The organism is Micropruina sp., from assembly GCF_047602385.1.
In the GTDB taxonomy this organism is placed as follows: domain Bacteria; phylum Actinomycetota; class Actinomycetes; order Propionibacteriales; family Propionibacteriaceae; genus Micropruina.
The window spans coordinates 72,900-99,056 of the sequence record NZ_JASGHL010000002.1 but is presented as its reverse complement, the minus strand read 5'-3'; the positions used below and the strand labels follow the sequence as shown (position 1 = coordinate 99,056).

The following is a 26,157-nucleotide window of genomic DNA, read 5'->3' as shown; positions in this document are numbered from 1 at the left end:
GAGACGGCAATACGATTCCTGATGAGTCACGCTGGCGCTATGACCAGGACGATCGGATTCCCTTCCTTTTGAACGATGCATCGGGGCTCATCACGTTCACGGGGGGAAACACGTTATGCCCATGTCCAAACCGCTCACGCGGACCATTTCCACAGTGTCAGCTGCTGTGCTGGCCGTGGTTGGCGTAGGGATTGGGGTGTCGTCCGCTCAGGCGGCTCCCGCGCCAATCCAAAGCCAGCCGAACAACTCGATCACGGCTGACCGACTGCCGACCGTGCAGATCAACGGTGTGGTGTGGTCCACCGATATCGCCGGTAGCAAGGTGTATGCCGGCGGGTCCTTCACCCGGGCACGTCCGGCTGGTGCCGCAGCGGGCACCAACGAGACGGTGCGCAACAACCTGCTCGCCTTCGATGTCGCGACCGGCAATCTCGACACCAGCTTCGCCCCGGACCTCAACGGCCAGGTGCTCGGGGTGGCAGTGTCCCCCGACAAGAGCCGGGTGTACGTGGTGGGTGACTTCACCACGGCCAACGGGCAGGCTCGGCGGCGCGTCGCTGCCTACAGCACGGCTACCGGTGCCCTGATCACCTCGTTCAACCCGGTGGGCGTCAACGCCCGGGCGCGTTCGGTGACCGCGACCAACGACACGGTCTACGTCGGCGGCAGCTACCTGGGCGCAGGCTCTGCCACTCGCAACAGCCTCGCTGCCTTCCGGGCCTCGGACGGCGCACTGCTGCCCTGGGCGCCGGCTGCGGAGCGACCGGTGTGGGGCCTTGCGGTCAGCCCGGACGGCAGCAGCGTGTACGCGGCCGGCCAGTTCACCACGATCAGCGGTCAGGACGCCTACGGCATGGCGAAGATCGACGGCACGTCCGGCGCGCTGGACACCGCCTGGAAGCCCGAGGTCCGCAACGGTGGCGACGATGCCGCCGTCGGCAGCATCCGGGTGCAGAACAACGCCGTCTACGGGACCACCTGGCACTTCGGGCCCGGCGGGAACCTGGAGGGGACCTTCAAGATCCCGCTCTCCTCCCCGACCGGCTCGGCCGCCTGGGTGACCGACTGCCATGGCGACAACTACGGCACTTTCGTCTCCCAGGGCACGGTCTACTCGGCCAGCCACGCGCATTACTGCGGAAACATGGGCGGCGGCTTCCCGCAGTATCCGGCCTGGCGCTACCAGCACGGCCAGGCCTGGAGCGACACGGTGACCGGCGACATCCTGAACGAGGTGCACGGCTACGCCAACTGGGCGGGCAAGAAGCAGGGCCCGGCGATGATCAACTGGCTTCCCGAGATCGCGCCCGGCACTGTGACCGGGCAGGGTCAGGCCGGCTGGACGGTCACCGGCAATGACGACTACATCGTCTTCGGCGGCGAGTTCCCGCGGGTCAACGGCACCGCACAGGCCGGCCTGGTCCGCTTCGGCAAGCGCCCGGTCGCGCCCGGCACGCAGGGCCCGCTCTTCGTCGGTGGCACCTTCGTGCCGCAGATCTCGGCGCAGACCAGCACGTCGGCTCGGGTGATCTGGCCGGCCGCCTACGATCGCGACGACCGTACGCTCACCTACCGGCTCTACCGCAACAACTCTCTGATCAGCACCCAGGCCGCCGAGTCGAACTGGTGGACGCTGCCCGCGCTGGGCTACGTCGACACCGGTGTGGCCGCAGGCGGTTCCTACAGCTACCGGCTGACCGTGAGCGACCCCGGTGGCAATCTGGTCAACTCCACGACCGTGGCGTACACCCAGCCGGGCAGCGTGGCGGCAGCCAACAGCTACGCGCAGGCGGTGACCGGCGCCGGCGCCAAGCTCTACTGGCCGCTGAATGACACCCGGAACGGTTCGCCGATGGCGATCCGCGATCGCGCCGGCTTCAACGACGGCGTCGCCGACAACGACGTGAACGCCGGTCAGCCGGGTGCCATCACCGGCGACGCGGGAATGACCTTCAGCACCGCGCAGCCGAATCAGCCGTGGGGCCGGATCTACGCCAAGGGGATCGAGTACGCCCCTGACACCTTCACCACGCAGGCCTGGGTCAAGACCAACTCCACCACCGGCGGCCGCATCTTCGGCTTCGGGGACGTGCAGGCCGGCGACTCCGGGCACCGCGACCGGCACATCTACATGACCAACAACGGCAAGCTGGTCTTCGGCGTCCGGGCTCAGGACGGCAGCAATCGGACCATCGCCAGCGGGAAGTCCTACAACGACAACCAGTGGCACATGGTGACCGCCACCATGAGCCCGCAGGGAATGCAGCTCTACGTGGACGGTGTCCGCGTGGCGCGGCGCTCCGATACCACCCAGGGCGAGAACTACCTCGGCTACTGGCGGGTTCAGGGCGACAACCTCGGCGGCTGGGCCTCCCAGCCTTCGAATGCCAACTTCGTGGGCTCGATCGACGAGGTCGCGGTCTACCCGACCGCGCTCGACCAGAGCACGATCCTGACCCAGTACGAGGCCAGCGGGCGCACCTCTGTCGTTCCGCCGGCACCGGCAGATGCCTACGGCGCCGCTGTGTACGCCGACGATCCGGACCTCTTCTGGAGGTTCGCGGAGTCCACCGGCAGCACCGCCGCCGATTCGGGCCGTTCGCTCAATGACGGCACCTACCGAGAGGGCGTCACCCTAGGCACCGCGGGCGTGATCAGCGGCAACTCGGCGGCCCAGTTCGACGGGTCCAACGACCTGGTCAGCTCGAACGGTCAGTTCTCCAACCCGACCGTGTTCTCCACCGAGGCATGGTTCAAGACCACCAGCACCGCCGGTGGCAAGATCATCGGGTTCGGCAGTGGCCAGAGCGGCGATTCGGGTGCCTACGATCGGCACGTCTACATGCTCGGCAACGGGCGCGTCGTGTTCGGGGTGTGGACCGGCCAGGCCAACACCATCGAGACCACCGCGGCATTCAACGACGGTGGCTGGCACCATGTGGTGGCGACCCAGTCCTCCGACGGCATGAAGCTGTACATCGATGGCGAGCTGCAGGGCACCAACCCGCAGACCCAGGCTCAGGCCTACGACGGCTACTGGCGGGTCGGGGGTGACAACACCTGGGGCGGCAACAAGTACTTCGCCGGTTCGATCGACGAGGCTGCGGTGTACAGCTACGCCTTGTCCCAGGGTCGCATCCTGGCGCACTACCAAGCCGGCGGAGGCGTCCCGAACCAGGCTCCGACCGCTGCATTCACCTCCAGCGCCGACCAGCGCCGGGTGACCTTCAGCGGCACGGGCAACGATCCGGACGGCAGCATCGTCGGGTACGCCTGGGAGTTCGGCGACGGATCGACCTCGACCGACCAGAATCCGACCCACGTCTACACCCAGAACGGGACCTACACGGCCAAGCTGACGGTCACCGACAACAAAGGCGCAACGGGCAGCGTCACCCAGCCGGTGACGGTCACGGCGCCGCCCGGACCGTCGGACAACTACGGGGCGTCGGTGTACGCCGACAACCCGCGGATCTTCTGGCGACTGGGTGAGTCCTCGGGCACCACGGCGGTGGACGTGAGCGGGGGCAAGAGCAACGGAACGATCGTCAACGGCCCGACCATGGGGCGTCCCGGTGCGATCGACAACCCGAACACGGCGATGCAGTTCAACAACGGTGTCGAGAACCAGTACGTGACCTCCAACGATTCGTTCGTGAACCCCACGACTTACTCGACCGAGGCGTGGTTCAAGACCACCACCAACAGGGGCGGCAAGATCATCGGCTTCGGCTGCTCGTTCAACAGCCCGTCCAACTGCTACGACCGGCATGTGTACATGCAGGACGACGGCAAGGTGGTGTTCGGCACCTACACCGGCCAGACCAACACCATCACCAGCGCGAGTTCCTACAACAACGGTGCTTGGCATCACGTGGTGGCAACTCAGTCGTCGGCCGGTATGAAGCTGTACGTCGACGGTGCTGAGGTGGGCACCAACCCGCAGACCTCGGCCGAGGGCTACACCGGTTACTGGCATGTGGGTGGCGACAACACCTGGGGCAGCACCACGCCTTGGTTCAACGGCGACATCGACGAAGTGGCCGTTTACACCTACGCACTCAGCGCGGGTCGGGTCCAAGCGCATTACCAGGCGGCTCAGCCGGCTCCGAACCAGGATCCGGTGGCGGCGTTCACCATCACCAAGACCGATCTGCACGTGAGCGCCGACGCGTCGGCCTCGTCGGACCCGGACGGCACCATCGACCACTACGAGTGGAACTTCGGTGACGGCAGCCCGGTGGTCACCACCACCAACCCGGTGACCACGCATGACTATGCGAGCGCCAACACGTACACGGTGACGCTCAAGGTCGTGGACAACCGCGGCGGCCAGCAAGACCAAGACCGAGGCGGTCACGGTGCAGGCCGCGAACGTGAACCCGGTCTCGTCCTTCACCGCGACGGTCGACCATCTGGACGTTGCCGTGAACGGGTCGGCGTCGAACGACCCCGACGGCACGATCAGCAGCTACGAGTGGGACTTCGGCGACGGGCACACCGAGACCACCACGGGCCCGACGACCGACCACACCTACACCGCGGCCGGCCACTTCGTCATCACCTTGAAGGTGACCGACAACCGCGGCGGTACGCACTCGTCCACCCAGCCGGTCGACACGACGATGCCACCGAACCAGCACCCGAACGCCGCCTTCACCGCCTCGGTGAACAAGCTGAAGGTCACGTTCAACGAAGGGTCCACCGACCCGGACGGCACCGTCGCGAGCTACCTGTGGGACTTCGGGGACGGCACCACCAGCACCGTCAAGAACCCGCCGGTCAAGACCTACGCCAGCGCCGGTACCTTCACGGTGACGCTGACGGTGACCGACAACGGTGGAGAGACCGACACGGTGTCGCACGACGTCACCACGGTGGCCAACGCCAAGCCGACGGCGGCCTTCACCAGCTCGGCCAACGACCTGGCGGTGAGCTTCAATGCCGGCACGTCCGAGGACAGCGATGGCACCATCTCCGGCTATGCCTGGAAGTTCGGTGACAACAGCACCGGCACCGGGGTCAGCCCGAACCACACCTACGCCGCGGCGGGGTCGTACTCGGTCGAGCTGACTGTGACCGACAATGATGGCGCGACCGATGTGCTCACCAAGACGGTCACGGTGACCGCTCCGACCCAGATCGCGGCCGACGAGTTCAGCCGGACCGTGAACAACGGGTGGGGCAGCGCGGACGTCGGTGGGGCGTGGACAGTGAACTCGGCGAGCAGCTTCGGCGTCTCGGGCGGCGATGCCACACTCACCACGGCGACCAGCGCCACCCGGACGGCATTCCTCAACGGGGTCTCAGCGCGGGATGTCGACATCACGACCAGCCTGAGCTACGACAAGCCAGCCACCGGCAGCGGCATCTACAGCGCGGTGGTGGGGCGGCGCATCGGCACCTCGGACTACCGAGTTACCATCACCACGACCTCCACCAAGGTGCAGGTGCAGTTGCGGCGCAACATCTCGGGCACCGAGACCTCGCTGACAACTGTCACGCTTGCCGGAGGCACGCTGGCGGCGAACAGTTCGTTGCAGATCCGCTTCCAGGTGACTGGCGCGAACGCGACGACCCTGCGAGCCAAGGTGTGGCGCGACGGCGACGCTGAGCCGTCGGCATGGACGACCAGCACAACCGACGCTACGGCGGCGTTGCAGGTGGCAGGCGGTGTCGGCCTGTACGGCTACCTGTCCGGCTCGGCCACCAACAGCCCGGTGACGGCACGGTTCCCGTCGTTCACGGTGAAGCCCGTGTAGCACGAAACCACAACAGTAGGGCCCCGGAACCAACTGGTTCCGGGGCCCTACTGTTGTGCGGTCAGGTTCAGGCGACGGTGAGATTCCGCAGCTGTATTGCGCCGTCCGTGGCAGAACTGCCGATGTGGAAGTAGCCACCCCGGAACCGCTGGTCATTCGCGGCCAGTGTGGTTCCGTCATCACGTGCCCATTGGAAGCCGGTGGGGGTCACATCGAGGGTGACCCGAGCCCAGACGCCAGGCTTCATGGGTGTGCTCTGCTTGGACTTGGCCAGTTCCTGGCCGTTCTGCTCGCCGGCCGTGTGAGCGTAAAGGCCCATCGTTCCGTCTGCTCGCAACAGCGCGTGATAGCCATCGTCGGCGCCCAAGCGGTGCTCGTAGTAGCTGTCGTCGGCGTGGCAGAAGGAGATCGATGCATGCTGCCAGGTGTCGGACGGCAGCGGGTTGAATCGGAGGTCGAACGCAATCCGGTAGGAGGCTGCCTGGATCGGGCTGAATTGCGCGAGCGTGACAAATGCTTGCCGGCCAGGGGTCTGGATGGTGATCGCAGCCTCCTCGACCCACGAGATCGCGAAAGCGTTGCTGTAGGGATCGCGAGTCAACTCGCCCGGGGACAGCTCGCCCGCCGCCCAGTTGTCGGAGCGCACCGGCGGCAGTTCCGCGGACAGGTAGCCGATGGACGGCGTGACCAAGCCCTGCACGCCGAGCAACGAGAAGTACTTCGCCTCGGAACGGCGGTGAACCGGGAAGACCCAGGTTGGGACTCCGGTGCCGACCGCGGTTTGGAACACCTTCGGCGGCATCAGCTTGTGGCCATCTCGAGCCGGCAGGACAAGGACGTCGCGGCGAGGATCCAGGCGCTTGGCGAGCGCTGTGACGCCTTGGACGGTTGCCGCCTGGGCATTTCCCAGATAGGCGAAGACTGGGAACCCGGAACCCTTTGCCATCTCGATGCGCGGCGACGACGCATCAAGTTTGATGATGACCGAATTCTCGAGCTTTCGCGCCGCGATCATCTCCATGAGGGGAGGGTAGGCGTCGTCATCCTTGGGCTCGATGCACAGCACCGCCTTGCCGCCGACCTCAGTGAGAACATCGGCCAGGCGTGGCATCGCCGGCATGTTGGCGCCCGTCCAGCGTGGACCCAACCGCGGCACGGCCACCTTGGTCTTGTCGAGCTCCGCCGACGGCATGGAGCGCACCACCCCCGTCATCGTGGTCGTGCGATCGAGGGTCAGGTCATGCAGGCAGTACAGGACGCGATCAGCGCTCAGGACGACAGATATTTCGATGCAGTCCGCGCCCCACTGCAAAGCCTGGAGGTAACTGGGAATCGTGTGTTCGGGAACGACACCGCCAGCACCGCGGTGGCCGATGTAGTACGGCGCCCGGCGCTCCTGGAGCCAGCGATCAACGCTCACCTCGACGGGCGGCGTGATGGATGGGGAAGGAACTGCCCCCTTGGTCGAGAGCCCGACCGCGACACCCCCGGCAACGAGGCCGCCGACCGTAGCCGATGCACCGATGATCAGGTCTCGTCGAGACAGCGGTGTCATCCGTGCGCGCTCCAATCTCCAGCCGACGATTTCGCACACGATACGTGTTCGCGCAGGCGTGCCCAAACGGTGGACCGATCGCGCTGCGACCAGGTCGGGCGGCGGACCGCCCCGGTTGCCGTTGCAGCCGTCGCGTCAACACCTTGCTCAGCTGCGCCGGATCGCTCTCGCGGACTACCCTGCCGGACCCCGCATCCGCCGAGACACCCGCCGCTCCCGGCCGGCCCCCGATTCACCCCGTGATCTGGGCGCGGTGCAGGGTGAGCCGCGCCCGGGTGTGCCCTCTCTCCTCGGGCCCCGCGCGGTGCTGGCTGGCCAGCTGGCGTGCACCAGCGCACCTGGCATCGCTGTATTGAGAGTGTTAGCGCAACTGCGGGCAGGCGCGCGCCCGGTTCTGTCACCGGCATTGGCATTCGTCCTCGAATACTTAGTGCGAAGAAAATACTTGGAGGGAAATGTCTTCGCGGGGGCGCAATACTGTTCGTCCTCCCGCAGTGACATACTCTACATGAGGCCAGCCAGGGCACGAGGTGGCTGGCGAGGCAAATGGCGAGGCCCCCGGCCAATTGGGGAACTGCCCGTGAGGAGCGGATTGGCGTGACACTTGGTGGCTTGCTCGCGGCGATCCGTGTGCGCTGGCTGACGGTCGTGTTGGCGACCGTACTCGCCGGGCTCGCCGGGGTGGCTGTCGCTTCGATCGTGCCCAAGACCTACGTGGCGACGGCTACGGTGCTGCTGCGATGGATCGGCCCGGAGGCAGGGACGGCGCAGGTGCGCAACGTCCAATATGTGGCATCGCGAACGTCGACGTATGTGCTGCTGGCAGGACGTCCGGCCGTCCTGCAGCGCGCGATTGAGCAGAACGACCTGACGATGTCTGTCGGTGACCTGAAGCGGCGGATCGAGGCCTCGTCGCCGCGCGACTCCCAGTTGATTCTGGTGAATGCGTCCAGTCGGGACCCGAAGCAAGCGGCTCTGCTCGCCAACGTCGTGGCGGACTCTCTGGTCGAGGAGGTCAGCCGCGAGGAGTCGCGGGGGCCGTTGAATGCGGCAACCCTGGATGCGGTGGTGGTAGTCGTCGCCACACCCCCGCAGTCGGCCGCCACGCCGAGACTTGCGATGTACGTCGCGGTCGCGACCCTGATCGGAGTAAGTCTCGGAATCGCGGTCGCAGCGCTCCGCGCGCTGTCTGCGGCGCGCTCGAAGAAGCAGACGTTCGTCGCTGCCCTGCCGCCTCCGCAGAGTCGTCGGCTCAGCGGAGCGCACATTGCCTGGGCGCTGCTGGTCGCAGCGACGATTCCCTGGCGCAGCGACGTCTTCTTCGACGGGGGTGCTGACCCGGTGGTCATGGCGAAGGCCGGCATCAGCATCCTGGCACTGGGCCTGAGCATCGTGCTGTTCCGGCAGACGCCGCGGCGGCATCCGGTACCCGCAGCGCCCATCCTCATCCTGGCCGGCTACCTGGCTGTGACGGTCGTCGGCGCCCTTGCCAATCAGGACCTGATGCCGTCCTTGATCGTGGCGATCAGGGTCAGCATCCTGGCCGCATCGGTGTGCCTGCTTGCCGCCGTCTATGGGTCCTCCTACGCGATGCGCTCGCTGGTGCACGTCTTGGGCCTGCTGGTCGTCGCGGCCAGTGTGAGCGGACTGCTGAGCTACGCCGGCCGCCTGCGCGGCGTGCTGCCACCACTCAATCCAAACCTGTTGGCGATCGTGACCGCTGTGGTGGCGATATGGCTGGTCGCGAAGGTTCTCGCCGGGACTGACTCGTTCTGGGAGTTCTTCGCAATCGGCGGCTGTTTGATGGTCGTGCTGCTCACCGGATCGCGCACGGGCCTCGCCGCCATGGTGCTGGCTTTCACTGTCATGCTGTTCCGGGTCACCGCTTTACGGCGGCGTACCTTCCTGCTGTTTGCGCTCGGACTTCCGGCCATCGTGTACTTCGTGCTGGGTACCGATGCGCTCAGTTCGGTGCTGGAGCGAGGGGGAGGTTCGCAGGTCGCCACCCTGAGCAATCGGACGATCGCCTGGAACGCAGCGCTCAGCATGGATCGCGATGAGTGGCAGAAGTGGTTCGGGCAGGGCCTTGCGCAAAAGAAGATCAGCGTGCCCGCTCAGTGGTGGGACACGCAGTTGCTCGACAGCTCATGGATTTCGGCGCTTGTGCAGGGTGGGTACCTAGGGGTTGCGCTGGTCGTGTTGTTGGCCACGCTGGTCTTCCTTTTCGCGGCCTTCTCGGCGCGATCGAAGGGTGCTGTGTGGATCGGCCTGGCGACCTTCACCATTCTCGGCGGATTCCTGGAGAGCGGGTTGTTCGACGGAACCGTGCAGTTCATGGTCTTCCTGGTCACCGCGCTCGGTGCGTTCGGCAGCCATGAGCGACGGATCGAGGTGGATCGTCGCGCCGTGGCTGCGGCGCACGCACCCGGTACACGCCGGCGGGAGTCGCCAGCCGTCCTGAGCCACTCCAGCGGGTGAGCCTGATCAGTGTTGATCGCCGGCTGGGACTTGTCGACGGCCTGGCCAACACCACATTTCTTCCCGGTCCGAGACGCTCACCAAAGTGTGAAGCGCCACCTGCGCTGATCGCAGGTGGCGCTTCAGGGTCTGCCCTCAGGTGGGCCGGCGGCGGGGTGCAACAAGGAGCACCCCGCCGGGTTTCGTCACCAGTGGCCGAGGGTCCTGCTGCCGGCCGGCTGACCGATCGCTGTCGCCACGTTTGACGGCAACGCCTCGGCGATGTCGGCAGCTGCCGACTTCACCGAACTGGTGAGGCTCAGCTTGCTGTCGACGATGCTCGCGCCCACGTACTCGCGGCCCCGCGACTCCTGGCCGGTCGCAGACTTGAAGGCGGAGAGTGTGGTGTAGACCCCCGGGTTCCCGGCGCCCTTGGACCACACGACGAGCCAGGTCGGGCGAGACGCCGAGGGCCGGCCGTACACGTTCCCGTTCGCGACTATGCCCATCTGTTCGGCCGACTTCTTCTTGCTGTAGTCCTCAACGCACAGCATGCAGTTCGCATCTGTCGTGGAGTCAGCCACCACGTTGTTCTTGATCGTCACAGGGCCGAGCGTCCAAGGCATCTCGGGGTCGGGCCAGGAGATTCTCTTGTCGACTGCCTGATCGCTCGGGTTGGTGTTCCTGCGGTCGTCCTGAACGATGTTGAGAGGTCGGCCGTTCCCAACGAAGGTGTTGTTCCAGACCTGCACGTTGCTCGTGTTGTTGACCTTGATGCCGAACTCCTTGTTCCGCGCGAAGGTATTGTCGCCGACGATAACCTTGGCCGAGATCTCAAGGAACAGGCCAGTGCCCACATTGTCGCTGAAATCGGACTGACGGAACACCGAGTTGTAAACCGACATATCCTCCCAGAAGCCGTGCCCGAAGTTTCCGGAGAAGGAGGAGTCAGAGACGGAGACGCCGCGGCTCATGCCAATCTTGAGCCCGCCCGAGACCGGCGCGATGTTGAAGTGCTCATCGTTGTTCTTGGTCGCGAGCACTCGCGTGATCTTCAGGTTGTCCGCGTAGCGTCCATGAATCCCGAGCATGCCGGAACCGCTGATGGTGACCTGATTCAACTGGGCGTTCTCCCGCTGAATGCTCAGACCGGTGGTCGCGGAGTCCGCGATCACCACGTTCTCCAGCCGGACGCCGGGCTGCTCGACCGTGACCGCGGCCATGTGGAAGACCGAGGGGGAGTAGCGGCGGATGCCGATTCCGCGGACCACGGTGTTGGCGGCGCGGATGCTGAGGGCCTTGATCGTGTTGCTGGCATCGACTGCCTTGCCAGCAGGATTGCTTCCCAGGTACAGCTTCGAGCTGCCTTCATCGAGGTAGAAGGTGCCGTCCTTGACGAGGCTCTTCGACTTGACCTGCTGCAAGGGGCTGCCGTTGACAAAGACCTGATCGGGGTGCGCGGCCATCGGGTAGGTGCTCTGGTTCACGAACTGCCAGTAGGGCTGTGAACTGTCCGGAGCACCCTGGGTATAGGTCGGAGAGTGGTCGAATCGAGTGGTCCAGCCGTCCTTGCGCCACGTCGAACCGTCGGCCACCCAACCGGTGACCGGCGTCGAGCCGTCCATCCAGACCGCTTCCTTGGGATAGTTCTGCAGGGTCACTTGCTTGCTGATCGTGACGCTCTCGCGATACACGCCGCCTCGGACCACCACGGTTCCGCCGGTGGGCGCGAGAGCAACACCGCGGTTGATCGTCTTCACCGGGGATCCAGCCGTGCCGGAGTTGCTGTCGTTACCCCCTGTCGAGACGTAGATCGCGGAGGATGGTGCGCCGTAGTCGGCCGAGCCGATCGCGACCGATCCCGCGCTGCCGCTGGTCGTCGGCGGATCGGCGGGCGCCGGCGCCGGCGCCGGCGCCGGGGTGGTGGGCGCGGGGGCCGGGGCAGGAGCCGCTGAGGTGGCCGGGGCGTAGAAGGCAACGCCGTCCAGAGTCCAGCCGGACGAAGTCAGTGTCTTCCCAGTCTCAGCGGTGGCGAGCCGGTGCTTTCCGTTCTTGACGTAGGAGTTGATCGGCTGGGTGCGGCCACTGACCGCGCTCGACAGTGCGTAGTAGCGCACGCCCTGGTCGACATAGCCGGCAGAACGAGCCTTGGTGAACGCGGACGAGCCGGCCAGCGCATCTGTGAAGTCGATCGTGGAGGCATTCCACAGGCGGTGGACAGCCGTGAGACCGCTAGCGCTGACGTTGGACGCGGTGAACGGTGAGCCGAGATCGGTGGTGTAGCCATACTGGCTGGCCGCGGTCTTCGCCTCATCGGACCAGGGTGTCACCAGCGTGGCGCCGGTTCCCGGGTTGAGCCGTTGGAAGAGGGGATCGTCCATGGACGTTACGGAGTCGGCATGGGCAGGAACTGCCGGGAGTGTCACGATGAGTGGTGCTGACAGAGCCAAGGCAAGGATGACTCGGAGGGACGTTCGCACGTTGGGGGTCTCCTAGGGGAGGTGCGAGAGATGTGGCCGTCCCCCCGGACCAGCACAACAGCGCCCGAAGAGGCGCCGTCAACTCTCTTGTTTGTAGGTCACTAAGGACTCTAGATCATGAGAGTTGACTTAAGCAATCTCAGACGAATCTCAAGATGTGTGGGCCGATCCAGCTGACTCCGGTCGCGTCTGCAGGGCGATCCCGGTCTGAGCGGTGCCGTCCAGACCTGGCTCCGGCTCGATGTCCGGGCGCTGGCCGGGGCCGTCGGTGGCACTGTCGTCGAGGATGCGGCGAGCCCTCCGGGTTTGAGCGTGACTGGCCAGCCCGCCCCAGGCAAGGATTCCGATCACCCCGGCGGCGAAGCCCCCGGTCAGGCCCAGTGCCAAGTACAGCGTCGGCTGCGGGGACGTCGGCGCCGCGGGCAGTCCGGCCTGCACAGCCGTCTCGACCACAACGGGCGCCGTCCCGGACACTGTTTCGATCTGGGTGATGAACCGAGCCAGGTGGCGTGATGCAGAGTTGGCCAGGTTCTGTGCTTCCTGGGCGGTTGTACCGGTGGCCGTGATGTTGACCAATGGGGTGTCCGGTGGGTTGCTTGCCGACAACTGGTCGCGGAGGCGGGCATCGGTGAATTCGTTGCCCATGTCGGTGCGGATGTAGTCCAGCACGGTCGAACTGAAGATCAGCGCGGGGTACGACTTCGCTCGGGCGACCGCGAACTGCGCAGCCAGATAGGGAGCGCCGGTACCTGAACCGGGTACGCCCTTGATCAACTGGGTCGCGGTGGCCGAATAGGTCGGCGGAACGACGCGAAGCGCCAAGACTGCCAGCACGGCACCCAGCGTGACGCCAAGCGCGATCATCCACCAGCGCCGCAGGATTAGGCCCAGGAGATCCTTCGGCTCTGTGACATCGACCAGAGGGGGTTTGGTCTCGGCCATCTCGCTCAATGCCTTCCGTCGTCCAGGCGTAGCCCAAATGCGTCCGCCCCCCGGCATCATACCGGGGGGCGGAAGCCATTCGAGGCGGAGGTCAGCGGGTGAGGTCCAAACCGGTCGTGGTGGTCGCACTGGCCAGTGTTTCGTTGGTGTACGGCGCGTACACCGAGCTCGTCACCGAGCCTTTGGCGACATTGAACGTGAGCAGTCGGACAGGATTTGTCGTGCGGCTGTGATAGCACTGCAAGAAGCTCATGATCTTGTTGCCGTTGACGCCGGTATCGACTCGAGCGGCGCCCCCTCCGACATGGCCCGAGAGCACCACCTTGATATTCGGGTACACCTTGATCAGGTTGTCGAACAGGTACTTGGGGCTGGTTGTGCCGTAGCCGCCGTTGCTGCCGCTGATCGATCCGTCGCCTTCGAGATACGAGTGCGTGGCCACGATCACGTTGTGATCGGCGTTGGCGGCCACCACCTTCTTGGCCCAGTCGATGGCCGACTGGCGGGCCCAGAGTTCGAGGTTGAGAACCATCCACTTCTGACCGGATGCGGTGAAGGTGCTGTAGGCGTTGTCGACCTTGCCGGCCTCGAACTGGCCTCTCAGGTTGGTGAAGTTGGACTCATCGAAGGCCTTGTTGAACGACGACGTGTCCCGGACGGTCAGCTTCGCATCGGCGCCCGGGCAGGCGGAGCCGCCCGCGCAGACCGCCGCGGTGTCGTGGTTGCCGACCGTCAGCGAGTAGGGGACCTTGCCGTTCAACGGCGACAGGCCGTTCTTGGCCCGGGTGTACTGAGCCGGCGCGACGTTGCCCCAGTCGACCACGTCGCCCGCATGGGTGGCGAACTTGAGGTTCAGTCGGGAGGCGTTGTTGACCAGCCACGTCGAGCGGTTCTTGAATCGGGTGTCGGAGTCGGACCAGACCTCCTGTTGGGTGTCCGGCATCACCGCGACGGTGAACTCGTCATCGTCTGCTTCGCCGCCTCCGTCGGCCGGCGGCACAGGGGCCGGCTGGCCCGGCGCGGGCGAGTTGCTGCCGCTACCCGGGACGGCGTAGAACAGATTCGAATCGGAGACCTTCCAGCCGCTGGAGACCAGCGCGTCACGCTCGGTCGCTCCGATCACGATCCGCGTCTTGGAGCTGTTGGTGAGCCGGTAGGCCGGTGCGACGCAGCCGTTGTCCGCGCTGGAGGCATAGAACTGCCGGAACTGCGGCGTGTAACCCTCCGCCTTCAGGCCGTCGAGGTCGTCACCTTCGGCGGCCCAGGTGAAGTCCTGAGTGGCGGCCTTGTACAGCCGCCAGACCCCGACCAGGCCGTCGCCCGACGAGGCGGCGACCTTCATGGCCACGGCACCCTTCGCCGCGAACCCGAAGTCGGCGGCGTCCGCCAACTCGGCGCTGAACTGGCTCAGCAGCGACGCTTGGGTCTTTTCGTTGATCAGCCGGGTGACGGACTGGGTGAACTCGGAGCAGGTGGCAGAGATCGCGGCGGTGGCAGGGATCACCCCCAGCGCGCCGATCGCAAGTGGTGTGGCAACGGTTACGGCGACGACGCGCTTCAAATAGTTCATGCGGGACAACCCCCAAGGTGGTGAGCAAGGCGAGACGGGGGAAGACTACATAACTTAACTCAGTATGTGAAATCTCAGGTTCTACTCAGGTTAGACCTGGTTGCCGCACTGTCTCGGGGGTGCTCCGGCGTGTCTCTCAGGACAGCTTCACCTTACTGTAAGTCTTGGGCTTCAACAGGCGGGTCTTGGTGTACGGCGCCTCGACCCAGGTGCGAAGGGTCTTCTTGCTCGCGTCGACCTCGATCAGCCGGACCGGGTTGGTGGTCTTGGAGTGGTAGGTGGTCAGGAAGGCGTAGACCTTGTTGCCCTTCGCGCCGCTCAGAACCTTGGTTCGGGCGCTGCCGGTGTGGCCGGAGAGCACGATCTTCACGTTCGTGTACTTCTTGATGATCGTGTCCCACAGGTAGCGCGGCGACGTGCTCCCGTACTGGGCGGACGAGCTGATGCCACCACCGGAGGAGAGGAACGAGTGGGTGGCGATGATCACGTTGTGATCGGAGTACTTGGCCACCAGCGACCGGGCCCACTCGACGACCTCCTTGCGCGGCCACAGCTCCAGGTTGAGGATCATCCACAGCTTGCCGCCGGCCTTGAAGCGCGCGAACGTGTTGTCCACCTTGCCTGGTTCGAAGCTGCCCACCGGCGCCCCGTAGTCCGCCGCTGAAAAGTACTGGTTGAAGGTCCGGGTCATCCGGGCCATCTGCTTCACGAATCGTCCGTCGCAGGCGGAGCCGCCGTAGCAGGTCGCGGCGCTGTCGTGGTTGCCGATGTTCAGGAAGTAGGGGAGCTTTCCGCGCAGCGGCGCCAACCCGACCTTGGCGTTGTTGTACTGGGAGTGGGTGGCGTCGTCCCAGTCCACCAGGTCGCCGGTCTGGATGGCCCAGCGGATGTCGTAGCTGCTCTTGTTTCGCACCAGCCAGTCGGACCGGTTCGCGAACCGCGGGTCACCGCTGCGCCAGACCTCGGGCTGGGTGTCGGGGATGACCGCGAAGCTGAACTTCTTGTCGCTGCTGGAGGCGTCGGAGGTGACCAGCGACGAACTGCGGTCCGGGGCGCCATAGCTCACCGGGGCAGCTGCCACCTGGTAGACGACCGGTCCACTCTTCCACCCGCCGGCCGGTTGCGACTTGGCCGCGGAGCCCTCGGTCGAGTAGCGGTGAATCGACCCGTTCTGGGAGGCCCGCACCGGCTGGGTGCACCAGTCGGCGGACTTGGACGCGTAGAAGTTGACCCCTTGGTCGACGTAGCCGGCGCCGACCAGGGCGGCGATCCGGTTGCCGTCCGCCTCGTAGGCGAAGTCGCCGTCCTTGGCCAGTCGGTGCACCGCCACCATCGACGGGCTCGAGTAGGCGGAGGCCTGGAAGACCTCGCCGAGGAACTCGGTGAACCCGTACTTTGCTGCGTTCGTCGCCTCGTCGCGCCACCGGGTGAGCAGGCCGGCGCCGGTGCGCGGGTTGACTGCCGAGTAGACCGGAGCCGACAGGGCGGCGCAGTCCGCCATGGTGATGGCCTCCGCCGCCGGGGGGTTTGCAACGGCGAGGCTAACGACCAGCGCGAGTCCCGTGACGGGCGCGCAAAAGCGAAGCAGTGAGGTCATTGAGGGGCTCCTGCAATGCGGGGGGTGCAGTTATAGCACCAGTGTGAGCCCGGTGTTGTGCATTGTCAAAATGCACTACAGAAATTCCCAAATGTAAATCTTCTAGTGCAGTTATTCATAGCCACACTAGTTTTCGCCCGAAATTCGGCGGGCTTCGAGGTAGTAGCGCTTGTCTTCGGCGCTGCCCAGCGAGAAGCTCTTCCTGGGCAGCGCGCCGTCGGCCACCACAGAAGCGAAGAAGGTGTCCTTGGCGACCTCGGGCAGCAGCAGTCCGAGGTTGCCCGGGAGCCGTCCTAATTCATCGGTCACCTGGGCCCCGTGGATGTAGTCGACCTCGACATCGCCTCGATCGAGAAGCGCGTCGATGGTGCGCTGCAGGGTGCCGGCGGCCAGACTCGCCCGCGGATCGGCCAGTCGATAGATCGCCGGCCCGTCCGCGTCCAGATAGCCGAACGACTGCTGATCGCGGTTCTCGATCGAGGCGAGGACGTCGTGGAGATCGGCGGCCGGCAAGCGCTCGAAGCTCGCACACTGCCGACCGAGTTCCGCCTCGAAGTCGGCGCGGGCGCAATGGAACAGCACGCGGTGGATGGGTTCGAACTCGAGTCCCGGGTCGTAGATGTTCTCGAGTTCCACCAGGCAGTACCGGGCCGGGTGGCCGTCCCGCTCCGCCTCGCTCAGGGTCTCGCGCAGGTCGTTCCAGATGCTCTTCGCGGTGGCGAAGCTGTGGTTGCCGTCCCCCATCGCGAACAGCAGCGGGTTCGCCGGGTCCAACTCGTCGCGGAGCCGCTCCAGAGCGGACGCCACGGCGGCTACGTCTTCGGAGCTGTCGATCGCCCAGCCGGTCACCTCTCCGCCGTCCAGCATCAGTTCGGTGTCGTACAGACACCTCAATCCGTCGGTGGCGGCGGCCAGCGGTTCGATCAGAGCCCGGTAGGCGTCGCTGATCAGCACCACGATGTGCGGCAACTCCAGCGGGGCGCCGCGCCGGATGGCGACCCGGGGCGGCAGCCGGTCGAGAATGGTGCCCTCGGTCGCTCGGATCAGCGGACGCGCGTCCGGCTCCCAGGAGTAGTGCTCGAGGTCGAGCGCGACGATCAGGCCCCACCGCACGGTGCCGGCATTCATCCGGCGTCGCACCAGCACCATCGTGTGCGCCTGGACGTCAAGGACGCCGTCGGCCAGATACGCCGCCATGGTCGCGTTGATCGACTCGATCCGGGCTTGCGGATCGGGTTCATGAAGGTAGACCTCGGGAAACACCAGGTTGAGCGTCGACGGCTGATCGGCCACCCGCTCGGCGGCCTCCCACCAGTATTCGGGCTGGCTGGTGAACTGATCGCAGGCCACGACCGCCCACCTGTTCAGGTCGACCCCCGAGCGGGGGATCAGGACATCCGGCACCCGCACGCCGAGCCTCGCCAACCTGGTTTCCACGTCCATGGCGTCACGGTAGCGAAGCCCGCGATTCCCGGGTTGGCGATCTCGCCCGGTCGCGCGGATTCGGGTCGCGCGGACTCAGTTGGGTACCACCACCAGCAGGTCGTCGGTGCTCATCGTGATCGGTGCCGCCGCACTGCTCGACAGGTAGGAGTTCAGGCCGATCGCCCCGCCGCCTTGAAGCTGCGCCGTGGAGTCACTGGTGGTGACGGCCCAACCGGAGGGCTCGGACGTCCCCGCTCGCCACAGCTTCGCCGACAGTGTGGTGGTTCCCGCCGTGGTGGTGGCCCGCAGGGCGATTCGATAGGAGACGCCGGCCGTGAGGCTCAGTCCCGCTATGGACGCAGACTGCAGCGTGGTCTCGGTCGAACCCACTTTCCGGGCCAGGATCAGCTGGAAGGAGCCCGCCGCGTTCACCACGACTTTGGCCCGGTAGTCACTGCCGTTGGCCTGTCGGCGGACGATGGCGGTGCCATAGATGGTGCCCTGGCTTGCGGTCCGGCTCCACGCCAGGCTTGCGCGCAGGTCCACAGCGGTGGCGTTGATCGCCAGGGTGGACTCGGCGGTATTGCCCGGGGTGGTGAGGATCTGGTTGCCGGTTCCCCCGGCGACCGAATACCGGTTCGTGGTGCCCAGTAGGCTCCAGGCCCCGCCGGTCTGGGCCGACCCCCAGCCGTTGGCCACCGACCGGGTGAAGGTGTCTGAGGCGAGATCGGGATTGTTCGGCGGGGTGGCGGCGACGGTGACCTGACGGGTGGTCGACGCGGTGGCGCCGTCGTCGTCGGTGACGGTGAGCTTGATCGTGAACGTGCCATCGGCGCCGTAGGTGTGGGTCGCAGTCGCGCCGGTTGCGGTGCCGCCGTCGCCGAACTCCCAGGCGTAGCCGGCGATGGTGCCGTCCGGGTCGGACGAGCCGGAGCCGCTGACGGTCACCGTGCGTTCGTCGATGGTGGGTGTGCCGATCGCGGCGGTCGGCGGCTGATTCGGCGCCGGAATGACCCCCGGGCGGGTGACGGTGAAGCGGTCGAAGGCCACCGTGGACGGCGCGGTGGCAGAGCTGGACGGGTAGACGTCGATGCCGAGAGTGCCCTCCTGTTGCAGTCCGGACGTCGAATCGGTGGCGTCCACCGCCCACGCGCTGGGTTCGGTCTGGTCGCTGCGCCACAGCTTCGCGCGCAGCCTGGTCGGACTTGCGCCGTCCAGTTCGAACCGTAACCGCAGCTGCTGGCCGGCGGTCACGGTCAGTCCGCTGATCGTGTTCGAGGCCAGGGACGTCTCCGCTCCGGTGTAGCGGATCAGCGAGAGATTCACGCTGCCGCCGGCCAGATAGCGGATCTTGGCGCGGTAGCTCGACGTGCCGTTGATCCGTCCCAGCACCGACACATAGGTGCCCGAGCCGGTCGCTGCCGGGCTGAGCGCCAGGTCGGTTCGCACGGTGGCGTCCGCCACCGAGACCGTCGGCAGCCGGACGCCGCGCGTCGACCCGACCGGCGCGACGATGCGGCCCACCTCGCCGTCGACGGAGAACGCGGTCGGACCGGTGGTGAACTGCCAGGCCTGCCCGGCTGCGGTCGCGCCCCAGCCGTTGTTCACGTTGCGGTTGAAGGTGTCGTCGACCAGGTCGGCCGACGGTGGGGTGCGCACCTCCCAGGTGGGCGAGGTGGTGCTGTCCGCACCGTCGCTGGTCACCGCGCGCCACTCATACCAGGTGTCCGGATCGAGGCCGGTCCAGGTGCGGGTCGCGACGGTTCCGGAGCCGACCGTGCTGCTCGCGATTGGCTCGAACGGCGCCGGCTGGGTGCCGGCCAGGCTGAACGGCAGGGTGAACTGCGAATCGGCGTCGGTTTCGAACGTGCCGAGCTTGGGCGAATAGGTGCGCGCGGTCATCGTGTTGGCGGCCGGGTCGAAGGTGTAATAGCGCAGCCAGCCGTCGCCGCCGTTCGCCCGGTCCTGGTAGTCGGTGAGGAGTTGCTGGACCGGCTCGCCGCACCTGTTCAGGTCCGAGCGATTCGCCTCGCCGGCGTTGCCGTCATGGAAGTGGCCGTTGAGTACGAGTTTGATCTGGCATTGCTGTGAGACGAAGTCGGTCCACAGTTTGTTGGCGGGCGTCCCCCCGGGTCGTTCCGCGGTCGTCCGACGCATGCCGTTGATGCCGACGAAGCCGTGGGTGACCATGATCGCGATCCGGTCCGGGTAGGCGGCGAGCACCTTGGCGGCCCAGTCGGTGGCGTAGCTGGGCGCCTCCCACTCCAGGTTGAGCACCAGCCAGTCGCGGCCGCCCGCCGAGAACAACGCGAAGTTGTTCATATTGCGGGTGTCGACCGGGTCGGGGCCGAACAGGTTCTGCCCCAGATAGCCGCCGTACCTGGCGGTCGAGGGCGTCCAGTTGGCGTTGAGGTAGCGCGACGGCGGGAAGAATTGGTCGTACTCGGAGAAGTCGCCGGTGGTGTTGTTGAAGTCGTGATTGCCTGCCACCACGGTGTTGGGGACGCGGGCGTCGTCCATCACCTTCAGGGCGGTCGAGGTGTGACCCCACTGGGTCAGGTTCTCTTCCTCGCTGACCAGGTCGCCCAGTTGGACGACCATGGCGGTATTGAGCTGGCTACGGGTGTTGACCACCCACTGGGCCTGCTGGGTCATGATGCCCTGGCGATTGTTGTAGGTGTAGTTCTGGGTGTCGGGGAGAGCGACCAGGGTGAAGGGATCGCCGCCGCCCGGGCCGGGCACGGTGGCTCCCCGTTTGCGGCCTTCGAACCGGACCTGAAGGTCGCCGCCGTCGGGGTCGCTGGGCCGCACCGAGAGCGCGACCTCGGCCGTGGACGCGGTGGATCCGCTCGCCGGCGAGACCAGTTGCGCGGCGCCGGGAGGGGCGGCGAAGGCGGGTGTCGGCGGCACGCCGGTCAGCACCAGCGCACCGACGCTGGCGGCGATCAGAACTCGGATGGCTTTCATTGCAAAGGGACCCCTTCTGGTCGTGCCCACTCACACCAACAGGGCGGTCCGGGGGTCCCGCCGGTGAACAGTGTCGGCAACGAGGACCGCCATGTCAACGGGTAGTTGTGCGTACGGCCGCCGCGGCCGGCCGCAAGCCTGGCCCCCAGGGTCCCGAGCGAGCGGCTGGTCCGGCAGCGACCGCTGGTTGAGTGTGCCGGAACCCCACCTGGCGCTGCGTTGTCCGGGCCCCAACAGGCTTGGCCAACGAGATTAGGTGCTCTGCGAGAGGTACTCGATCAGCCGGTCCTCGGCGTCCGGCGGGGTGAAGCCGACGGCTGTGAGCTTGGTGAGATCCAGCCTGCTGTGCACCGGCCGCGGGGCCATTGTCTTGCCAGCGAAGTACTCGGCGGTGGTCACCCCGGTGACATCGGAGGGCGACCGACCCTTCAACTCGAACACTCGCTGGGCGATGTCAGCCCAGCTCATGCTCGGTCCGCCGTTGGTCAGGTTGTAGGTTCCCGCGGGGGCGTCCGTGCTGACCAGGTGGACGATGCCGGCGGCGAGATCCGCCGTGAACGTCAGCCGTCCGAACTGGTCGTTGACCACGCTCGGGCTGATCCCACGCTCGGCCAGCGAGGCCATGGTGCGGACGAAGTTGTTGCCCTCGCCGATCACCCAGCTGGTCCGGACGATCCAGTGCTGCGGCAGGGTCGCCACCAGGGCGTCGCCGGCGGCCTTGGTCTGCCCGTAGACGCCGAGCGGGCTCAGCGGCTCGTCCTCGGTGTGCGACTCGACCGTGCCGTCGTAGACGTAGTCGCTGGAGACGTGTACCAGCGGAATCCGGTGCCTGCGCGCCACCTCGACCAGGCGTCCGAGGCCGGTGACGTTCACCGCCCAGGCGTCCCGGCGTCCGTCGGGGCTTTCGGCAGCATCGACCGCGGTGTGGGCGGACGCGTTCACGATCAGCCCGACCTGGCTCCAGGGCACGCCGGCGAACGTCGCCGGATCGGTCACGTCGAAGTCGGGTCGCTGCAGCGGCATCGCGTCGGGCAGCAACCCGAGCAGGGCACGTCCCAGCTGGCCGGACGCGCCGACCACGACCCTGCGCTTGGGCGCCATCGCGACGACGTCGCCGAGTCGCGGATGGGCCTGGTCGGCGGCGGAGATCTCGGCGTCGGCCAGCGGAATCGGCCACTGGATCGCGACGGTCTCGTCGGCCAGGTTCAGGTAGGTGTACGAGCCTCGGGCCTCGGGGCTCCAATGGTCGTTGACCAGGTAGGAGTAGACCGTGTCGGACTCGAGCGCCTGGTATCCGTTGGCAACCCCACGAGGGACGAACACCGCCTTGTCAGTGCCCAGTTCGAGGGTGACCGCGGTGCCGAACGAGGCGCCCTTGCGGAGGTCGACCCAGGCGCCGAAAATCCGGCCGTGGGCGAGCGAGATCAGCTTGTCCCAGGGCTCGGCGTGCAGGCCGCGGGTGCTTCCGGCGGTCGCGTTGAACGACATGTTGTTCTGCACCGGACCGAAATCGGGCAGGCCCAACGCGGTCATCTTGACGCGCTGCCAGTTCTCCTTGAACCAGCCGCGGGCATCACCGTGCAGCGGCAGGTCGATGACCAGCAGCCCGGGGATCGCCGTGGAGTGAACGGACAACTCCGCCATCACTGGCCAGTCTTGGCGTACTTGGCCTCGGTGGCCGCCTTCATCGGACGCCACCAGCCCTCGTTGGCGCGGTACCAGTCGATGGTGTCGGCGATGCCTGAGCGGAAGTCCGGGAAGCGCGGCGTCCAGCCCAGTTCGGTGCGCAGCCGGGTGGCGTCGATGGCGTAGCGCAGATCGTGACCCGGCCGGTCGTTGACGTGGTCGTAGCCGTCCGACGGTTGGCCCATGAGTTCGAGGATCAGCTCGATGACGGTCTTGTTGTCGAGTTCGCCGTCGGCGCCGATCAGGTAGGTCTCGCCGATCGCACCGCGGTCGATGATGTCGAGGACGGCGGCGTTGTGGTCGTCCACATGGATCCAGTCGCGCACGTTCAGGCCGGCGCCGTACAGCTTGGGCCGGATGCCGTCGATCACGTTGGTGATCTGCCGGGGGATGAACTTCTCGACGTGCTGGTACGGGCCGTAGTTGTTCGAGCAGTTGCTGATCGTGGCCTGGACGCCGAAGCTGCGCACCCAGGCCCGGACCAGCAGGTCGGAGCCGGCCTTGGTCGAGCTGTAGGGGCTGGACGGGTTGTACGGCGTGGTCTCGGTGAACTTCGCCGGGTCGTCGAGCTCCAGGTCGCCGTAGACCTCGTCGGTCGAGATGTGGTGATAGCGCTTCTGGTGCCGACGGACAGCCTGCAGGAGCTCGAAGGTGCCGACCAGATTGGTCTGGATGAATGGCGACGGATCGTTCAGCGAGTTGTCATTGTGTGATTCCGCGGCGAAATGCACGGTGATGTCGTGGCCGGCGACGAGTTCGTCGACCAACACTGCATCGCACACCGAGCCGACCACCAGGCGGAAGCGATCCCCAGGCAGATCGTCCAGCGACGCCCGATTCCCGGCGTAGGTGAGCGCATCGAGCACGGTCACGGTGTGATCGGTGTGGTCGAGGACGTGCCGGACGAAATTGCAGCCGATGAATCCGGCTCCGCCGGTGACAAGAAGCGACGACATGGGGGCATCCTATTGGGTCGTGCAGGGGCATTTTGGCGCCCCTGTGATTCGTGGAAGGATGCCAGCCATGCGCGGCATCATTCTCGCGGGTGGCTCGGGCACCCGGCTCCATCCGATCACCCTGGGCAGCAGCAAGCAACTTGTCCCGGTGTACGACAAGCCGATGATCTACTACCCGCTCTCGACGCTGATCTTCGCGGGCATCTCCGAGGTGCTGGTGATCAACACCCCGCACGAGCAGGAGGCGTTCCAGCGCTTGCTGGGTGACGGTTCGCAGTTCGGCATCTCGATCAGCTACGCCGTGCAGCCCGAGCCGAAGGGGCTCGCGCAGGCCTTCACCATCGGTGCCGGCTTCCTCGACGGCGAGGCCTGCTGTCTGGTGCTGGGCGACAACATCTTCTACGGCCAAGGGCTGGGCACCCAGCTCCAGCGCTTCAATGACATCGACGGCGGCGTCATCTTCGGCTACTGGGTGAGTGACCCCACCGCCTACGGCGTGGTCGAACTGGACGCCAGCGGGCTGGCCATCTCGATCGAGGAGAAGCCGGCCGCGCCGAAGTCGCACTACGCCGTCCCCGGGCTCTACTTCTACGGCTCGGACGTCGTCGACATCGCTCGCGAGCTGCCGCCGTCCGCGCGCGGCGAATACGAGATCACCGACGTCAACCGGGTCTACCTCGAGGACCGCCGGCTGCAGGTTTCGATCCTGCCGCGCGGCACCGCCTGGCTGGACACCGGGACCTTCGACTCGCTCAACGACGCCAGCAACTTCGTCCGGACCATCCAGGCCCGGCAGGGGCTCCAGGTCGGCTGCCCCGAGGAAGCCGCCTGGCGGCAGGGGTTCCTCAGCGACGCAGGCCTGGCGGAGCGGGCAGCTGCGCTGGCCAAGTCGGGTTATGGTGCCTACCTGTCCTCGCTGCTGCCTTAGGGAAGCGCTGATCAATCCTGTCTCGGCTGCGGCGCACCCGGCGAGCGATCGACGACCCCCATCTCTTGCGCCGGATGACCCGAGGGCACCGAGCACCGTCGGTCGAGCTTGTCGAGACCTCGGTGGAGCGCACGGTTCGGGTCTCGACACCTCGACCAACGATGGATCGGCACTGCCTCAGCGGATGATCGAGATCTTCGCGCTGCCGGTGCTGTAGCGGTCCTCGCTACCGGGCTTGACCCGGCGGTAGACGGTGTTGGTCACCTGGCCGCTGGCGGTGTCGATGGTCAGGACCCGCACCGGGTTGTCGCCGCCGTCCAGCTTGTCGCCCAGGTAGGACACGGTGGTGTTTCCGCCGTTGGTGTCGGTCCGGCTGGCGTAGCGGCCTACGTGCCCGCTGACCACGATCTTGACGTTGGCGTACTTCGAGACGATCTCGTCGTAGAGGTACTTGCCGCCGGTCTCGCCGTACCCGGCGTTGCTGGTGGAGATCGCTCCTGATCCGCTGAGGTAGTAGTGGGTGTCGATGATCACGTTGTGGTCGGGGTGGGAGGCCACCACGGCCCGGGCCCACTCGACCGCGCTCCGGCGCGGCGCGAACTCGAGATTGAGCACCAGCCACTTGGTGTCGTTCGCGGTGAACGACGTCCAGGCGTTGTCGATCTTGCCGGGTTCGAACGTGCCACCAAGCCCGGCCAGCGAGCCGACCGGGAAGCTGTCGTTGAACTCGGCGGTCTGGCGAACCAGCAGCGTCGTCTTGCACTCCTGTGGCGAGAGCTTGATCACGCATTCCGGGTTTCGCTCATAGGCGCTGCCGCCGTAGCCGGTGGAGCCTTCGATGTTGTTCCAGCCGACGGCGCGGGTGTCGTGGTTGCCGACTGTGACCGACCAGGGCAGGCCGGCTGCGGTCAGGATCGCCATCGCGTTCCGGGCGTGGGTGTACTGGGGCGGATCGAGCCAGCCCCAGTTGACCATGTCGCCGGTGTGCAGCACGTAGCGCAGGTCCAGGGCGTCCTTGTTGGCGGCCAGCCACGACGTCCGGTCGCTGAACCGGGTGTCGTCAGCGAAGTTGGTCTCGTCCTGGGTGTCTCCGATCACCGCGATGCTGAAGGTGTCGCCAGGAGACGAGGCGGCCGGCGGCGAGGTCGGTTGCCCCACCGCGGCGGCCTTCGCCGCGGTGTAGGCGGCCACTGACTCCACCGCGAACGGCAGGGTGACCCGTGGGCTCCCGGACGGCGTCCGCGCCCACAGGTAGGTGGCCCCGGCGGTCTTGATGCGCTTGGTAGACGCGTCGCTGCTGGTCGCCAACCACGAGGACGGTTTGGTGGTGCCGTCCTTCCACGCTCGCAGGTACAGCCGCACCGGGCTGGTCGCGGCCACCGTTGCCTCCAAGTGCAGGGTGTCGCCGGGGCTGACGGCGAAGCCGAGCGGCCGGGAACCGGTGAGGCCGCTCTGCTTATATGACGCCACTCGGCTGAACGACGCACTGACCTTGCCCTGGCGGTCGACCCCGACCTTCGTCCGGTAGCCCGACGACTTCTTGGCGGCCCGGAACTGCAACCCGAACTCGACCGGATTGGCGGGCACCTTCACGGTGATCTCCGCAATCGAGGTGGTGCGCGACGGCCCCACCTTTCCCCAACCGGAGGCATACGCCTTCAGGCTCAGCGACGTGGCGGCTGCGGCGGGCGTGCTCACCGTGCCGATGCCCAGGACCGTCACCAGCGCGCCGATGACGAGCCCTGCCGTCCGAGTGCGCCGCAGCCGGTGGAGAAGGGTGTGGGGGATGCTCATGCTGCTCTCCAGTCCTGCCTGGGCCGGGCAATGTCCGG

The 26,157-nt window shown here is 66.5% G+C and carries 13 protein-coding genes and 2 pseudogenes; 5 read left to right on the top strand and 10 right to left on the bottom strand.

The features are described from left to right. Positions 1–115: 115 nt before the first annotated feature. The 3 genes and pseudogenes from QM711_RS05350 to QM711_RS05340 form a co-directional block, all read left to right on the top strand. Positions 116–4,333: pseudogene (locus tag QM711_RS05350) on the top strand (LamG-like jellyroll fold domain-containing protein); the annotation flags it as partial. Positions 4,334–4,361: 28 nt separating this feature from the next. Next, positions 4,362–4,820 (top strand): annotated as a pseudogene (locus tag QM711_RS05345) (PKD domain-containing protein); the annotation flags it as partial. 36 nt (positions 4,821–4,856) lie between these two features. Continuing rightward, positions 4,857–5,762 carry a PKD domain-containing protein gene (locus tag QM711_RS05340; protein WP_415098603.1) on the top strand — a complete coding sequence of 302 codons (906 nt, stop codon included), beginning with the start codon at positions 4,857–4,859 and terminating at the stop codon, positions 5,760–5,762. A gap of 67 nt (positions 5,763–5,829) precedes the next feature. Here QM711_RS05340 and QM711_RS05335 read toward each other — a convergent pair whose 3' ends face one another. Beyond that, the gene (locus QM711_RS05335) at positions 5,830–7,317 is read right to left on the bottom strand and encodes a glycerophosphodiester phosphodiesterase (RefSeq protein WP_415097050.1); all 1,488 of its coding nucleotides are present in this window, start codon (positions 7,315–7,317) and stop codon (positions 5,830–5,832) included. A 597-nt stretch (positions 7,318–7,914) separates the two neighbouring features. Between QM711_RS05335 and QM711_RS05330 the strand changes: the two genes are divergently transcribed. Further along, positions 7,915–9,795 (top strand): O-antigen ligase family protein, encoded by a 1,881-nt coding sequence (locus QM711_RS05330; protein WP_415097048.1) that lies wholly within the window; start codon positions 7,915–7,917, stop codon positions 9,793–9,795. Positions 9,796–9,980: 185 nt separating this feature from the next. Here QM711_RS05330 and QM711_RS05325 read toward each other — a convergent pair whose 3' ends face one another. The 8 genes from QM711_RS05325 to rfbB form a co-directional block, all read right to left on the bottom strand. Next, on the bottom strand, positions 9,981–12,254 hold the full coding sequence (locus tag QM711_RS05325; RefSeq protein ID WP_415097046.1) for a right-handed parallel beta-helix repeat-containing protein: 2,274 nt from the start codon (positions 12,252–12,254) through the stop codon (positions 9,981–9,983). A 150-nt stretch (positions 12,255–12,404) separates the two neighbouring features. Beyond that, entirely contained in the window at positions 12,405–13,196 is a 792-nt protein-coding gene (locus tag QM711_RS05320; protein WP_415097044.1) for a YveK family protein, read from the bottom strand. A gap of 91 nt (positions 13,197–13,287) precedes the next feature. Then, complete coding sequence (locus tag QM711_RS05315) at positions 13,288–14,766, bottom strand: metallophosphoesterase (protein ID WP_415097042.1); 1,479 nt, start codon at positions 14,764–14,766, stop codon at positions 13,288–13,290. Between the two features lie 136 nt (positions 14,767–14,902). Next, positions 14,903–16,267, bottom strand: coding sequence for a metallophosphoesterase (locus QM711_RS05310; protein WP_415097040.1), 1,365 nt, complete (start codon positions 16,265–16,267; stop codon positions 14,903–14,905). 222 nt (positions 16,268–16,489) lie between these two features. Beyond that, on the bottom strand, positions 16,490–17,806 hold the full coding sequence (locus QM711_RS05305; protein WP_415097038.1) for a DUF1015 domain-containing protein: 1,317 nt from the start codon (positions 17,804–17,806) through the stop codon (positions 16,490–16,492). A 75-nt stretch (positions 17,807–17,881) separates the two neighbouring features. Beyond that, a complete protein-coding gene (locus tag QM711_RS05300; RefSeq protein WP_415097036.1) occupies positions 17,882–20,755 on the bottom strand; it encodes a PKD domain-containing protein in 2,874 nt (957 codons plus the stop codon). A 252-nt stretch (positions 20,756–21,007) separates the two neighbouring features. After that, positions 21,008–22,399 carry a sugar nucleotide-binding protein gene (locus QM711_RS05295; protein WP_415097034.1) on the bottom strand — a complete coding sequence of 464 codons (1,392 nt, stop codon included), beginning with the start codon at positions 22,397–22,399 and terminating at the stop codon, positions 21,008–21,010. Then, the gene (gene rfbB, locus QM711_RS05290) at positions 22,399–23,397 is read right to left on the bottom strand and encodes a dTDP-glucose 4,6-dehydratase (protein ID WP_415097032.1); all 999 of its coding nucleotides are present in this window, start codon (positions 23,395–23,397) and stop codon (positions 22,399–22,401) included. The genes QM711_RS05295 and rfbB overlap by 1 nt, the downstream gene beginning before the upstream one ends. A gap of 67 nt (positions 23,398–23,464) precedes the next feature. Here rfbB and rfbA point away from each other — a divergent pair, with 67 nt between their 5' ends. Further along, on the top strand, positions 23,465–24,325 hold the full coding sequence (gene rfbA / locus QM711_RS05285) for a glucose-1-phosphate thymidylyltransferase RfbA (RefSeq protein WP_415097030.1): 861 nt from the start codon (positions 23,465–23,467) through the stop codon (positions 24,323–24,325). A 177-nt stretch (positions 24,326–24,502) separates the two neighbouring features. Here the strand turns inward: rfbA and QM711_RS05280 are convergent, their stop codons facing one another. After that, entirely contained in the window at positions 24,503–26,119 is a 1,617-nt protein-coding gene (locus QM711_RS05280) for a metallophosphoesterase (protein ID WP_415097028.1), read from the bottom strand. Between the last annotated feature and the right edge of the window lie 38 nt (positions 26,120–26,157).